The organism is Microvirga pudoricolor (assembly GCF_016892705.1).
GTDB classification, from domain to species: Bacteria; Pseudomonadota; Alphaproteobacteria; order Rhizobiales; family Beijerinckiaceae; genus Microvirga; species Microvirga pudoricolor.
The window spans coordinates 23666-37803 of record NZ_JAFEMB010000008.1 but is presented as its reverse complement, the minus strand read 5'-3'; the positions used below and the strand labels follow the sequence as shown (position 1 = coordinate 37803).

Genomic DNA, 14138 nt, shown 5'->3' with positions numbered 1-14138 from the left:
GGCGAGCGCAGTCACAAGCGAATACGCTTTCAAGGCTCATGCGGATCGTTAGCCCGCGCGGTAGCGCTCGAGTACCTTGCGATTGAGGGATACACCGAGACCGGGTCCTTTCGGCACCGGAACCTTCCCGTCGACAAGTTGATGGCGCTCGCCCACGACAGGATCACAGAGCTCGGTGCGCAGCGGGTTCTCATAGTACATGCTCTCATATGTCCGAAACGTCTCGGCTGCCGCGGAGATGTGCAGGCTTGCGGCTGCGCAAATCGCACCTGACAAGCCCATGTGCGGTGCAAAGGCTGTGTGATGAGCAGCCGCCAATTCCGCGATGCGCCACGTTTCCGTGATGCCGCCGGACCGTGCGATGTCCGGCTGGATCAGGCCAACGGACCGGTCGGCGAGTTTGGTGAGAGCTTCTCCTGACACGTAATCGGCCTCGCCGGCCGCGAGCCTGATCGGTGAGCGTCGAGAGAGAAGCTTGTAACCCTCTCGATCGTGGGCAACGATCGGTTCCTCGAAAAAGTCGTATCCTGCGTCGGCCAGGCCGTGAGAGACACGCAGAGCATCGTCGACGTCGAATGCCCAATTCCCGTCTGCGTACAGCCGGATCGAGTCTCCGACCAAGCGCCTCACGAAATGAGCTCTTGCGATCGCGTCCTCGACGGGGTTGCCTATCTTGATCTTAATTTGATTATAGCCGGCGTCGAGAACCAGTTGCACTTCCTCGGCAACGGACTTGTCATCGGCCCACATCACCGAGGATGCATAAGCCTGCACCTCCGTTCGACCCATCCCACCCAAGAGACGATGCACCGGCAGCCCTGTGGAATGACCCATGATGTCCCATAGGGCGATGTCGATTGCGGCGATCGCTTCCACGATCTGCCCTCCAGGCTGGCCAGAAATGGTTGCTCTCATGGCTTTCCAGAGCGCCCGCCGGTCCCGGGCATCGCGCCCGATGATCCTCGGGGCGAGCAGTTGATCGACGAAGGCGGCATGAAGGCGAGAACTGATGCGGCAAAAACCTTCGCCAAGACCGATGATCCCATCGGTCGTTTCCACTTCGACGACCAGGATCTCCGAGATTTGGTGCGCCCCCTTGGACGATTTTTGCGGCACGGCGAGGCGAACGCTCAGAGGGTGCGCTCGAACGCTCTTGATTGTAAGAGGACGGTCGGAGTCTAGGTCATGCGGGAATGGTTTGGAGAGGACATGTTCGCCCACGCGAGACTTCCTTCATGCGGCCTGGCTCGATGCCGCCAGGTGAGGCGCGATTTGTAAGTTTAAACTTTACAAATTACAAGTTTGCCACTATCTTGTTTGAAATTGGGCTTGTCAAGCGTGAGGGGCATTTCGGTCCTCGCTCTCTTGAAGCTACAGTACAACATCAATCGAACGCGGATTGCGAGCGTTCTATGAAGGGGACTTCGATATGTCGGCAGATGCGCCGCAGATCGCTTCAGGTGGGCGAAGGACCGAAAAGGTCTACAGGGCCCTTCTCGCGGACATAAAGGAAGGGCGCTACGAGGCGCACAGCAGGCTTCCTACGGAAAACGAACTTGCTGAAACGTTTGCGGTTTCGCGACCGGTCGTTCGAAATGCGCTCGCTCTCCTCAAGCAGCAAGGCTTGGTTCGGTCCATCCAGGGCTCCGGCACGGTCGTCATCTTCGGCCTGGAACAACCCGCCCATGAGCAAGCGGCCGGCGCCATGCTTGGCGGTAGCGTCCGGGATCTCCAGCGCTGCTTCGAGTTCCGGATCCTGATCGAGGGGGAATCGGCTTATGCCGCAGCCCTAAGACACAATCCCCGAACGCTCGAGCAGATGGCTGACTGCGTCTACGCCACTCGTGGCGCCACGGCTCCGCCCAGCGCTGAACAGACCTACCAGACCTTCGATTTCCATCGCGCGGTGACCGATGCGGCCGATAACGTCTTCCTGCAGCAATCCTTGGAACTCATTGAAGGATCGGCTGGGTTTAAGGCATATCTGTCGCGACGGCGGAGGAAGGGCGGCGCCTATCACGACCATAGTCAAGTCAACTCGGAACATATCGAGATTTTCCATCTGATCGAGCGTCGCCAAGCCTCCGAGGCGCGGGATGCCATGCGCGGCCACATCCAAAGAGCGCATGACAGCTTCATGGGACGGATACCGCTGACGGACCGCGATGACCTCTGAAATATCTGTTTGACAAATTCGTTAAAGTAGTTTGACATATATGGATGTTGTTATTAAGTTGTGATTTATTCGCAACTGCCGTGGAAAAGAACGTCACATGAAGCGGGTTTCCGTATCCGATCTCAGGAGCCAGCGCTGGTTCGACGCTCCAGGGATTCGTTCTTTCAATGTACGAACCCGCGCGTTGCAGATGGGCTATTCGCGCCGCGATTTCGAAAAGAAGCCCGTGATCGCGATCCTCAACACCTGGAGTGACTTTGCCCAATGCCACTCGCACTTCAAGCAGAGGGTCGAGGAGGTCAAGCGTGGCGTCCTCCAGGCCGGCGGACTGCCGATGGAGCTTCCGGCCATGTCGCTGAGCGAGACGATGGTGAAGCCCACGACCATGCTCTACCGAAACTTCCTCGCAATGGAAGCCGAGGAGTTGATTTGGAGCCATCCCGTCGACGGGGTCGTGCTCATGGGTGGATGCGACAAGACGACCCCAGGCCTCATCATGGGCGCGGCTTCGGCGGGTCTGCCCGCAATTTTCGTCCCGGCGGGGCCGATGTTGACAGGACGCTACCGTGGCCGCCCGCTCGGGAGCGGCAGCGACAATTGGAAGTATTGGGACGAGCGACGCGCGGGGACGATTAGCGAACAGCAGTGGCACGACATGGAAGCGTCCCTCGCACGTTCGCCTGGACACTGCATGACGATGGGCACGGCGTCGACGATGACAAGCGCCGCAGAAGCGCTTGGATTGACGCTTCCGGGAGCTGCGTCCATTCCAGCCGTCGATTCCGCCCATGCTCGTATGGCATCCGATTGCGGGCGCAGGATCGTCGAGCTTGTTTGGGAAGATGCACGCCCGCAAAGTATCGTGACGCGAGCGTCCTTTCTCAACGCCGTGGCAGTCCTGATGGCTCTCGGAGGATCGACAAACGCCGTCATCCACCTGATCGCCATGGCGGGGCGGTTTGGGATCCCATTGACACTACAGGATTTTGACAACGTCTCTCGTAGTACTCCCGTCCTCGCCAACTTGCGTCCGTCCGGCACATACCTCATGGAGGATTTCTACTATGCGGGCGGGTTACGCGGCCTTATGAGCCGCATGACGGATCGCCTTGATCTGACGTGTCGGACCGTCAGCGGATTGTCTCTGGGTGAAGCGCTACAGGGAGCCGAAGTCGTGGATGATGACGTCATCCGTCCACTCGACAAACCCGTTTCGCCTGAGGGTGGGATCGCAATCCTGACCGGCTCGCTTGCCCCCGATGGAGCTGTCATCAAGCATTCCGCAGCCTCGCCGGATCTGATGAAGCATCGCGGCCGAGCGGTGGTCTTTGCCGATCGTGACGACCTCGCCCGACGCATAGACGACGAGAATCTGGACGTTGACGAGACTTGCGTGCTGGTCATGAAGAACGGCGGCGCCGTCGGTGCGCCAGGTTTACCTGAATGGGGCGCCTTGCCAATACCCAAGAAGTTACTGGCCAAGGGTGTCCGTGACATGGTCCGGATCTCCGACGCTCGCATGAGTGGGACGAGTTTCGGCACCTGCGTCCTCCATGTTTCCCCCGAGGCCGCACGCGGTGGTCCGCTGGCTCTCGTGCGGGACGGCGACCTCATCGAGCTCGACATCCCGGCGAGGCGGATCGAACTTCATGTAACAGCCTCTGAACTTGCGCGGCGTCGAGAGGAGTGGGCGCCCCCTACCCCGTTCTTCACCCGTGGTTACGGGCGCCTCTTCGCCGAACATGTCACCTCGGCGGATCAGGGCTGTGACTTCGACTTCCTTCACGCAGGAGCCCCGACTCCGGAACCGAAAATCTACTAGAGCGAGAACGAACAATGCAGGTTGCAGACGCAGCGATCGCTGACACCTTCCGTCGTGTCTCGACGGCGACGCTGGCGACAATCCTCTCTCAGCTAGGGCTGACACGCGTCTTCATGTACGGTGTCGCTCCCCTCCCGGGTTCGCGCCCTAGGCTCGCGGGTCGCGCTTTTACGATGCGAGCCGTCTCGTCACGAGAGGATAAGCTTGTACAGGACCGGTCGAGGCCGCCCGAGGTGAACCTGCAGCGACGCGCCGCTGAGGAGTGCGGAACCGGTGACGTGCTCGTAATCGATTGTCGCGGCAATGCCCAAGGTGCGAGCGGAGGACTTATTCTCTTCGAGCGCATGCGGGTGCGGGGCTGCGCCGGAGTTGTGTCAGACGGCGGCGTCCGTGACGCCTACGACATCGTCGAGACGGGATTTCCGGTCTACGCGAAGTCCGTCTGCCCTCCCAACAGCCTTGTCGCGCACCGTTTCGTGGAGCTGCAGGTACCTGTGACCTGCGGAGAAGTCGCCGTCTATCCCGGCGACTTCATCGTCGGCGATCCAGATGGCGTTATCGTCGTGCCTGCGGAGATCGCTGCGGACGTCGCAAGTGAGGCCTTGGCCTACGAAAATAAGGAAGAGTTCATTATCCGCCGCATTCGGAGTGGCGCCAGCATCTATGGGACGTATCCGCTCACAGGGGATGGCCTGGCCGAGTACGAGGCCAGCCGCAGGAGCACGGACTGAAGGTCCAGCGACATCACAAAAAGCTAAATGTTCGAGAGGGAGGAAGAGAATGAGATCATTTTTACTCGCCGCCGCAGTGATGGTGTCCGTTCCCCTGTGGCAAAGCCCGGTCGCAGCAAAGATCCTTCGGGTCGCGCCGCCGTCACCCGTGGTTGATCTCGATCCCCATGGTCCGAACGGAACGTTGCGTGATACCCTGATGGCCAATCGGCAGATCTATGACCCGTTGGTCGAGTTCAACAACGGCGAGCCTGTTGGACGGCTCGCAACGGCATGGCAACAACCCGATCCCTTGACATGGATTTTCACCATTCGCGATGGCGTCAAGTTCCACGATGGCCAGGCGTTGACATCCGCAGACGCTGCAGCGTCGATCGAACGGCTTGCAAAGCAGAAGGGTGGACTTGCTCCGCTCTGGACTTCCCTGGACAAAGTGGAGACGCCAGATCCACGCACGCTCATCGTCCGGCTGAAGGAGCCCGTTGGACCGTTTCTGCGCAATGTCTCCTTGCTTCAGATTGTGCCGGCCAGCAGTGCCAAAGAAGCGGGTGACAAGTATGGTGCGGCTGTTCGGCTTCCGGGGACCGGGGCGTTCAAGGTCAAGTCGTTCAGACCTGGGCAAGTCCTCGAGCTCGAGGCAAACACAAGCTATTGGGACAAACCACCGAGCCTGACCGGTATCGTCATTCAGAATATTCCGGAACTGACGGGCCGGGTGACAGCTCTCGTGAACAACGAAATCGACCTGACGTGGTTTCTGCCGGACGATCAGGTCACAGCTCTCAAAAAGAACGCCGACCTGACGGTGAGTGTCGCCCCGTCGGCAATCTACTATTACAGCTGGTTCAACCCACAGCGCAAACCCTTCAATGACCCCCGCGTTCGGCAGGCGCTGTGGCACGCGGTGGACGTGAAGAGTGTCGTCGCTGATCTCCTCCCGGAGACCGGGGAACTTGCGCGGGCACCTATCACGTCGGTCGTGTTTGGTTACTCGCCGAAGACACCTTACGCCTATGATGTCGAGAAAGCCAAGAAGCTCCTGTCCGATGCCGGCCTACCGAACGGGTTCACAACCGAGCTGCAATACTCACCCTCCCAAGGCCCTGAGATCGAGCAACTCGCCTTGGCTTTCATTTCTTACTGGAGCAAGATCGGCGTGACCGTCACGCCGACACCTTTGGAGAACCCGGTTTGGACAAAGAATCTTCGTGATCTCAACTGGGACATGACGATGTCGACCAACCCGTCATTTACGGAGGATGCCGACTACACCCTCGGCCGCCTGTATACGACGAAACGGAGCGGGTACGAGAGCCCTGAGGCATCGAAGTTCTTGCTGGCCGCCCAGCGTGAAGTCGACCAAGGAAAGCGGAAAGAACTCTACGACCAGGCCATCGACGTTCTTTGGAGTGACGCTCCTGGCATCTTCCCAGCGGAGCTCAAGGCCGTCTACGCGTATCGGAAGAGCCTGTCGAACGTCGATCTGTCGGCCACTTATACGCCGAGATTTCGGGGAACCGAGGCGCGATGACGCTCGCTGAACCGATGGTGGCCAGACCAATCACCCGGGAGCCTGCCATTGCGGTGGCGGGCCTCTCCATTACGGCGCGCGATGACGCCGGATCTTCCCTGCCTTTGGTGAAGGACATCTCCTTTACATGTAACGCCGGAGAGGTCACCGCGCTCATTGGTGAATCCGGAAGCGGCAAAAGCCTGACGGCAACGGCGCTGCTCGGGCTGCTCGATCCGGACGTGTACGATGTCAGGTCCCATGCTCTTTCAGTGGCCGGATATCCCGCGGCGCCCCACGACCCAGAATCGCTTGCGCCGATCCGCGGGCGCAAGGTCGGTTACATCGTTCAAGATCCCGGGGCGGCCTTGGATCCGACCATGAAAGTTGGCGACCAGCTCGCAGAGCTCTTCATGATCCATCGAGGCATGAGCCACTCGGACGCCCGACGCGAAGTCATTCGCTTGCTGAACCTCGTTCGCATTCCCAATGCAACGGCCCGCGCCGATGACTACCCTCACCAATTCTCCGGTGGCATGAAGCAGCGTGTCATCATAGCGGGTGCGGTTGCGCTCTCCCCCGAGGTTCTGATTGCCGACGAACCGACAACGGCTTTGGATGTGACGGTTCAGGCGGAAATCCTCACGCTCATCGACGACCTGCGCAACGAATATGCCATGGGGGTTCTGCTGATCACACACGACCTCGGGGTCGTTTATCAGGTCGCCGATCGTGTCCTTGTCATGTATGCCGGACGGATCGTCGAAAAAGGCGAGGTTGAGGCGATCTGCTCGACGCCGGCTCATCCGTATACGGCTGGTCTTCTGGTATCCGTACCAGATTTGTCGCGCACTGGAGCCGTGTCCGCTGCCATACCGGGCAGTCCTCCCCGACCTGGCCTCGACCGAGGATGCCCATTCGCCCCACGATGCTTCCAGGCACAATCCGTTTGCGCGACAGACTTGCCGGTGTTGCAGCAGAGCGGTCATACGATGGCAGCCTGCCACTTCCCGATCAGCGATGGGGTAAGGCATGGCTAAAACGCTTTTATCCATCGAAGATTTGGAAGTCACCTTCCGGGTCCCCGACGCCACAGGACAGTCCCGACGGCTCGTCAAGGCCGTGCGTGGCGTATCGCTCCATGTCGCACGTGGCGAGGTCCTAGGAATAGTTGGTGAATCGGGGAGCGGAAAGTCGACCGTCGCTCGCACGATCGTTGGACTGAACCAGCGGACAGCGGGGACGATCAAGGTCGCGGGAAGGGAACTGACGGTCACCCGAGGCTCAGCGGCGCGAGCCGGTGTGCAGATGGTCTTTCAAGACCACGCCTCCACTCTCAATCCATTTCAGACCGTTGGACGCATCCTGGACGATGTCATGCGGGTCGCGCAGCCCGGTCGCTCCGCTGCGGAACGACGCGCGACAGCACAACAGCTCATGTCACGCATCGGTCTGGATGTTTCGGCCTTGGAGAGAAGGCCAAGCAGTTTCTCGGGCGGGCAAAGACAACGAATTTCCATCGCCCGTGCCCTCACTGCGGAGCCGCGGCTCCTCCTGTGCGACGAACCCACATCGGCCCTTGACGTTTCGGTTCAGGCTCAGATCCTGGCTTTGCTCGAGACGCTTAAACGGGATGGGCTGACCATGGTCTTTATCTCGCACAACCTTGCCGTGGTAAGACAGGTCGCCGACCGGATCGCGGTCATGTACGCGGGCTTGATCGTCGAGCAAGGACCGGCGGCCGAGCTGATCGAAGCTCCTACTCATCCCTATACCCGTGCCTTGGTGGATGCCGCCCCTCTCCTTACGAAGCGTGGAAGTCTACTTGCACAAAGCAAGGATCTCCGAATGACGAGAGACATCTCGGTCGCTGTCCACGGCTGTCCATTTGCCAATCGGTGTCCGCGCGCCGATACGGCATGTTCGGCTCTTCCGCCGTTGGCCGAGGTGAAACGGGATTGGTCTTCGCGCTGCCACCATCCTGTCTTGGACGACGGGGGCAACGATTCACGAGAACTCCTGGCAGTCGTCGGCGCGCGGGGGAGATCATGATATCGTATGTTCTTCGCCGGATCGTAATCGCGATCCTGACGACGATGGCGGCCGTCACCGCAACGTTCATCATGCTCCGGATCGCGCCTGGCGATCCCATCGCGGTTCTCCTTGGGGACATGGCCAGTGATGCCGAGATCGCCGATGCGCGGCAGGCCTATGGCCTAGACCTCCCGATCTGGCAGCAGCTCATGGTTTACCTAGGCAGAGCGAGTACTTTGGATTTCGGGCAGTCGATTGCGCAGGGCACTTCCGTCCGTGAGCTCGTGCTGTCTCATTTCCCCCACACCTTGCTGCTTGCGGCTTCCACGATGCTGGTCGTGATCATCTTGGCGCTGCCCATCGGGATCTACACTGCGGTAAGAAAGGGGCAATCTGCATCCCACGCGACAAACGCTGCATCCCTCGTGGCGCTGTCGCTTCCCGAATTCTGGACCGGGATCGTCATGATCCTCATCTTCTCTCGAATGCTGCGCTGGTTGCCGAGCGGCGGTGCCGAGAGCGGTTGGTCGCTGATCATGCCGACCATAACGTTGGCACTGCCGCTGATCGCCGTGAATCTGCGTCTCATGTCGACCGAGACGATCAATGTGCTGCGGGCGCCCTACATCACCATGGCTCGCGCACGCGGCCTTCCGCGTGGATCGATCTTGCGTCGGCACGTCATTCGAAACGCTCTCATCCCGGTCGTGACCGTCGGTGGCATCCAGTTGGGCCACCTCCTTGGCGGCGCCGTTATCGTGGAAACCGTGTTCAACTGGCCAGGTGTGGGACAGTTGCTGATCCGCTCGATAGGGATCCGAGATTATCCGGTCGTGCAGGGCTGCCTCATCTTGATGACATTCTCGGTCATCGTCACCAACATGCTCGTCGATTTTGCTTATCGCCTTATCGACCCACGCTTTCGGAGGGGCTGACATGCGTCGATCGTCGTGGAAGACCCTCATCGGTCCAGGCGTCTTGCTCGCCTTCGTGATCCTAGCGGTTCTCGGGCCCATGCTGATCGACTTTGACCCGGTTTCGGTCAATACGCGCCAGCGCCTGCTTCCTCCGCTCTCCCGGCTGCCCGATGGCTCCTATGCCATCTTCGGCACAGACCAGCTCGGCCGTGACGTTTTGGCTCAGATCCTTGTCGGCGCTCGCGTGTCGCTCGGCATCGCGATTGCATCGGGGCTGTTTGCTGCCCTGGTTGGCGCTGCGGTCGGAATTGCTGCCGGTTGGACAGGCGGGTCGACCGGCGAGGCAATCATGCGCGTGATCGACGTACAGCTCTCGTTTCCCTCGATCTTGATCGCGGTGTTCCTGGCTGCCTTCATCCCCGCGAGCATCTTGACGGTCATCGTCGTCCTTGCCGTCACGCGATGGGCCGCGATAGCCCGTCTCGCTCGGGCGATCACTCTCAAGGTCACCTCTCAAAGCTACGTTGAGTCCGCGCTGGTGTCGGGTCTTCCCACCTGGCGTATCATCACGAGCTGCGTGCTCCCTAATCTCGCCGCGCCCCTTCTAGTCCTTCTAACAGCCGATTTGAGCCTGATCATCCTCGCAGAAGCCTCGCTCGGATATGTCGGCCTGGGAACGCCGCCCAGCGTGCCCAGCTGGGGCCGTGTCATCGCGAACGGCCGAAATTTTCTCGATAACGCCTGGTGGATTTCGACGATACCGGGTGTCGCGATCTCTCTGCTCGTTATCGCGATCGGATTGACGGGCGAATTGTTGAGGCGCCATTTCGCGCGCGATGGTTGGACCATGCTGTGACCGGGTTATACCTAGGAACATCGCACGAGCGTTTCCATCGATTTGGCCCATGGTCTCAAGAAAGACGGTTATGCGAAGCGATGATCATGTGAAGTCACTCCATATCGGCTTTATGATGAAGTGGCAGTCCCATGAGCGCGCATTCATTGAGCGATCCTGTCCACCTGCGATCGTCTGCCACTTCATCGAGGGCAACCCGCAAGACGATCTCGCAACAATTGCATTACTCGATGTTCTTGTGGTCGGGACCCATCCCGTTCCAGCGGAGTTGATCGACGCCGCTCACCGGCTTCGACTCATTCAGCGATGGGGAACAGGGCTCGACAATATCGATCTCGCGCATTGTCGGAGGCGTGGCATCGCCACGGCGGAGCTGCCTGGCGTCAACGCCCGGAGCGTTTCCGAGTTTATCATTTGCGCGATACTGGCCTTGCTTCGTCGTCTTCCGGATGTGACTTCAGCCTGGGCTGAGGGTCAATGGCTCACCGGTCCTCAACGAGGGGCAACCCATCGGCTCGAAGGGAAAACGGTCGGCCTTCTCGGCTTTGGCGCGATTGGGCAGGACGTCTCTCGTCTCTTGAAAGGCTTTGCGGTCGAGACAATTTATCATGATCTGATCGCGGTTGCTCCGGACCGAAGCTGCGCTCGCCCCGTCGACAAGGACGAGCTTCTGGCCAAGGCGGACGTTGTCTGTGTTCAACTCCCTCTGACGGCGCGGACGTATGGCGTAATCGGCGAAAACGAGATCGCGCTGATGAAACCGTCGGCTATCGTGATCTCGGTATCCCGGTCCGGTGTCGTCGACGAAGCTGCGGTGCGCGCGGCTGTGCGCTCCAACCGTCTTTTCGCCGCGAGTTTCGATAATTTCGACGAAGAGCCCTTGCGGAGCGATAGGATTCGGGCGGAACCTCGAATTCTCGCGACACCTCACATGGCGGGGGCGACGGTTGAAGGTTTCCAGGCCTTGGTCAGGGCATGTTTCGAGCGTGCTTTGGCGCTTCGAGGACTTGAGGCGGATGCGCCACGCTGAAGGACGTCGGATCAGCCACCTCAGACTCCGACAGATACCCTGTCTATCAGACCCGATGGGGTAATTGACCTGAAACAGCCGCACCTTTGTCAGGAAAATAGACTTATCGCTCTCCTGTCCGGAAAACGTGATCGGTTCCAAGGTCGTTGAGACCACATGTCTGAGTCCGAGACGGCCGGCAGCCCTTAAAGGTATTGGTGAGCGGGGTGGGGTTCGAACCCACGACCATTCGATTAAAAGTCGAATGCTCTACCACTGAGCTACCCGCCCTAACGACCAACGGTCCCCGGTGAAAAGCTGTGAACTTCGATGGTGGAGCGTGAAACCCACTCCTTAGAAGTCAGATGCTCCACCGGCTGAGCTACGCGCTCCCAGAGGTCAGCTGGGACATAGGGGCTCCTGGGATGCGGGTCAATCGAAAAGGCCTGGCGGAATGGGCCATCCCCTCACTTTGTCTCGATTGCGGGGCTCCGGCGAATTTCCTAGGGTCTGCCTCATGTTAGAAACGGGTCCAGCGCCGGGCCCGCCTAGGACCTCTCCGCAGCCGGGCTGCTCCGCCCGCGGCGGAGGGTGCCATCCGAACCACCTGAGCCATTCCGATGACCGATCCTCGCCTGCCCTACCTCGCCGACTTGGAGCGCAAGATCCGCTGGCTTTCAAGCTGGACGATCCACAACGCCAATCACGTCCGGCCGAACCTGGACGGTCTGAAGGTGGGCGGCCATCAAGCCTCCTCGGCCTCGCTCTCCACCATTATGACGGCCCTGTACCTGGCCGTGTTGAGGCCCGAGGACCGGGTGGCGGTCAAGCCCCATGCGAGCCCCATCTTCCATGCGATCCAGTACCTGCTCGGTCATCAAACCCGGGAGAAGCTGGAGAATTTCAGGGGGTATAAGGGCGCCCAATCCTACCCGTCCCGCACCAAGGACATCGACGATGTGGACTTTTCCACGGGCTCGGTGGGATTGGGCGTTGCCCAAACCCTCTTTGCCAGCTTGGCGCAGGACTACGTGAGGGCCCATGGCTGGGCAGGCGATCGTCCCGAGGGCCGCATGGTGGCGCTGGTGGGCGATGCCGAGATGGACGAGGGCAACATCTTCGAGGCGCTGCTGGAGGGCTGGAAGCAGGGCCTGCGTAACACTTGGTGGGTCATCGACTACAACCGCCAGAGCCTCGACGCCGTGGTGCGCGAGGGCCTGTATTCCCGCTTCGAGGCCCTGTTCCGCTCCTTCGGCTGGGATGTGGTGATCGTCAAGCACGGGGCGCTCATGCGCGAGGCCTTCCAGGAGCCCGGCGGGGAGCGCCTGCGGGACTGGATCGATTCCTGCCCCAACCAGCTCTATTCCGCTCTCACCTTCCAAGGCGGAGCGGCCTGGCGCAAGCGCCTCCTCGACGATCTGGGCGATCAAGGATCGGTGACCCGCCTCATCGAGAGCCGCTCCGACGAGGAGCTCGCGGCCCTGATGAGCAACCTGGGCGGGCACGACCTGCCAAGCCTTCTGGAAGCCTTCGAGTCCATCGATCACGACCGGCCGACCGTGTTCATCTGCTACACCGTCAAGGGCTTCGGCCTGCCTCTGGCGGGCCACAAGGACAACCATGCGGGCCTGCTCACCCCGGCCCAGATGGAAGGCTACAAGGCCGCCTCTGGGGTCAGGCCCGGCCATGAATGGGACCGGTTCGAGGGCCTGTCCGTGCCCGCGCCGGAGTTGGAGAGGTTCCTCTCGGAGATCCCGTTCAACAGGAAGGGCCGCCGTCGGTTCGAGGCCGCCGCCGTGCCGGTGCCATCGCAACTCGCGACCCCGAAGCAGCCCTCCCAGTCCACCCAGCAGGGTTTCGGCCTCATCCTCAACGAGTTGTCCCGGTCCGAGCTTCCCCTGGCAGACCGGATCGTCACCACCTCGCCCGACGTAACGGTCTCGACCAATCTGGGGGCTTGGGTAAACCGGCGTGGGCTCTTCGCCCGGCAGGAGATGAAGGACCTCTTCAAGGCTGAGCGCATCCCCTCCACCTTTACCTGGGATTTCGGACCCAAGGGCCAGCACATCGAGCTGGGCATCGCCGAGATGAACCTGTTCATCCTGCTCTCGGCGCTGGGGTTGTCCCACTCCCTTTTCGGTGAGCGCATCATCCCCATCGGTACGCTCTACGACCCCTTCATCTCCCGCGGTCTCGATGCCTTGAACTATGCCTGCTACCAGGACGCCCGCTTCATCCTGGCCGCCACCCCCTCCGGCGTCACCCTGGCGCCTGAGGGCGGCGCGCATCAATCCATCGCCACACCCCTCATCGGCATGGCCCAGGACGGTCTGGCCGCCTTCGAGCCCGCCTTCGTGGACGAGCTTTCCGTGATCCTGCGCTGGGCCTTCGACTATCTCCAGCGCGGCGGGGACGACGAGCCCACGGAGCGCGATGTCTCCGAGAGGTCATGGCTGCGCGACGAGACGGGCGGCTCGGTCTACCTGCGCCTATCCACCCGCACCATCGACCAGCCCCAGCGCGAGATGAGCGAGGATCTGGCGGATGATATCGTCGATGGGGCCTACTGGATGCGCAAGCCCGGCCCCAACGCCCAGGTGGTCGTGGCCTATACGGGCACGGTGGCGCCGGAGGCCATCGAGGCCGTCGGCCTGATGGCGGAGGACCGCCGCGATGTGGGCCTGCTCGCCATCACCTCCGCCGACCGGCTCAACGCAGGCTGGACCGCGGCGCAGCGGGCCCGGGAGCGTGGCCTCGTCCATGCCCGTTCCCACATCGAGCGGCTGCTGGCCGAGGTGCCGGCCCATTGCGGGCTGGTGACCGTCATCGACGGGCATCCTGCAACCCTGGCTTGGGTCGGCTCCGTCATGGGTCACCGCACCCGGTCGCTCGGTGTGGAGCATTTCGGCCAGACCGGGACCCTCCAGGACCTTTATCGCCATTACGGAATCGATGCTCAGGGCATCGTGGCGGCCGCTGAGATGATCTCGCCGGGCCGGCCGATCCGTTATCTGAAGGCGATGGGGTGACGACCATCGCGCGCCGCACCGGAGCGTGAGACCAAGGTTGACATCCCGCCTCCG

General features: G+C 61.0%; 11 protein-coding genes and 1 tRNA gene. 10 read left to right on the top strand and 2 right to left on the bottom strand.

Annotated features, from left to right (window positions below):
* Nucleotides 1-48 precede the first annotated feature (48 nt).
* Nucleotides 49-1221, bottom strand: coding sequence for a mandelate racemase/muconate lactonizing enzyme family protein (locus tag ILT42_RS20420; protein WP_204217741.1), 1173 nt, complete (start codon nt 1219-1221; stop codon nt 49-51).
* A gap of 208 nt (nt 1222-1429) precedes the next feature.
* Here ILT42_RS20420 and ILT42_RS20415 point away from each other — a divergent pair, with 208 nt between their 5' ends.
* From ILT42_RS20415 to ILT42_RS20375, 9 genes are all read left to right on the top strand, one after another.
* A complete protein-coding gene (locus tag ILT42_RS20415) occupies nt 1430-2176 on the top strand; it encodes a FadR/GntR family transcriptional regulator (protein WP_204217740.1) in 747 nt (248 codons plus the stop codon).
* A gap of 97 nt (nt 2177-2273) precedes the next feature.
* Nucleotides 2274-3998, top strand: coding sequence for an L-arabinonate dehydratase (gene araD, locus ILT42_RS20410; RefSeq protein WP_204217739.1), 1725 nt, complete (start codon nt 2274-2276; stop codon nt 3996-3998).
* Nucleotides 3999-4012: 14 nt separating this feature from the next.
* Nucleotides 4013-4729: an RraA family protein gene (locus tag ILT42_RS20405; RefSeq protein WP_204217738.1), complete on the top strand. Its 717-nt coding sequence runs from the start codon at nt 4013-4015 to the stop codon at nt 4727-4729.
* 49 nt (nt 4730-4778) lie between these two features.
* Nucleotides 4779-6260, top strand: coding sequence for an ABC transporter substrate-binding protein (locus ILT42_RS20400; protein ID WP_204217737.1), 1482 nt, complete (start codon nt 4779-4781; stop codon nt 6258-6260).
* Nucleotides 6257-7279, top strand: a complete 1023-nt coding sequence (locus ILT42_RS20395; protein WP_204217736.1) for an ABC transporter ATP-binding protein — start codon at nt 6257-6259, stop codon at nt 7277-7279. The genes ILT42_RS20400 and ILT42_RS20395 overlap by 4 nt, the downstream gene beginning before the upstream one ends.
* Entirely contained in the window at nt 7272-8291 is a 1020-nt protein-coding gene (locus ILT42_RS20390; protein ID WP_204217735.1) for an ABC transporter ATP-binding protein, read from the top strand. Before ILT42_RS20395 ends, ILT42_RS20390 begins: the two co-directional genes overlap by 8 nt.
* Before the next feature lie 44 nt (nt 8292-8335).
* On the top strand, nt 8336-9208 hold the full coding sequence (locus ILT42_RS20385) for an ABC transporter permease (protein ID WP_204217734.1): 873 nt from the start codon (nt 8336-8338) through the stop codon (nt 9206-9208).
* A gap of 79 nt (nt 9209-9287) precedes the next feature.
* Nucleotides 9288-10046, top strand: a complete 759-nt coding sequence (locus tag ILT42_RS20380) for an ABC transporter permease (RefSeq protein WP_204217733.1) — start codon at nt 9288-9290, stop codon at nt 10044-10046.
* A gap of 70 nt (nt 10047-10116) precedes the next feature.
* Nucleotides 10117-11076, top strand: coding sequence for an NAD(P)-dependent oxidoreductase (locus tag ILT42_RS20375; protein ID WP_204217732.1), 960 nt, complete (start codon nt 10117-10119; stop codon nt 11074-11076).
* A 195-nt stretch (nt 11077-11271) separates the two neighbouring features.
* On the opposite strand, the gene ILT42_RS20370 is transcribed toward ILT42_RS20375, so the two are convergent.
* Nucleotides 11272-11346: transfer RNA gene (locus tag ILT42_RS20370), tRNA-Lys, on the bottom strand.
* Between the two features lie 329 nt (nt 11347-11675).
* Between ILT42_RS20370 and ILT42_RS20365 the strand changes: the two genes are divergently transcribed.
* A complete protein-coding gene (locus tag ILT42_RS20365; protein ID WP_204217731.1) occupies nt 11676-14084 on the top strand; it encodes a hypothetical protein in 2409 nt (802 codons plus the stop codon).
* Nucleotides 14085-14138: the final 54 nt, after the last annotated feature.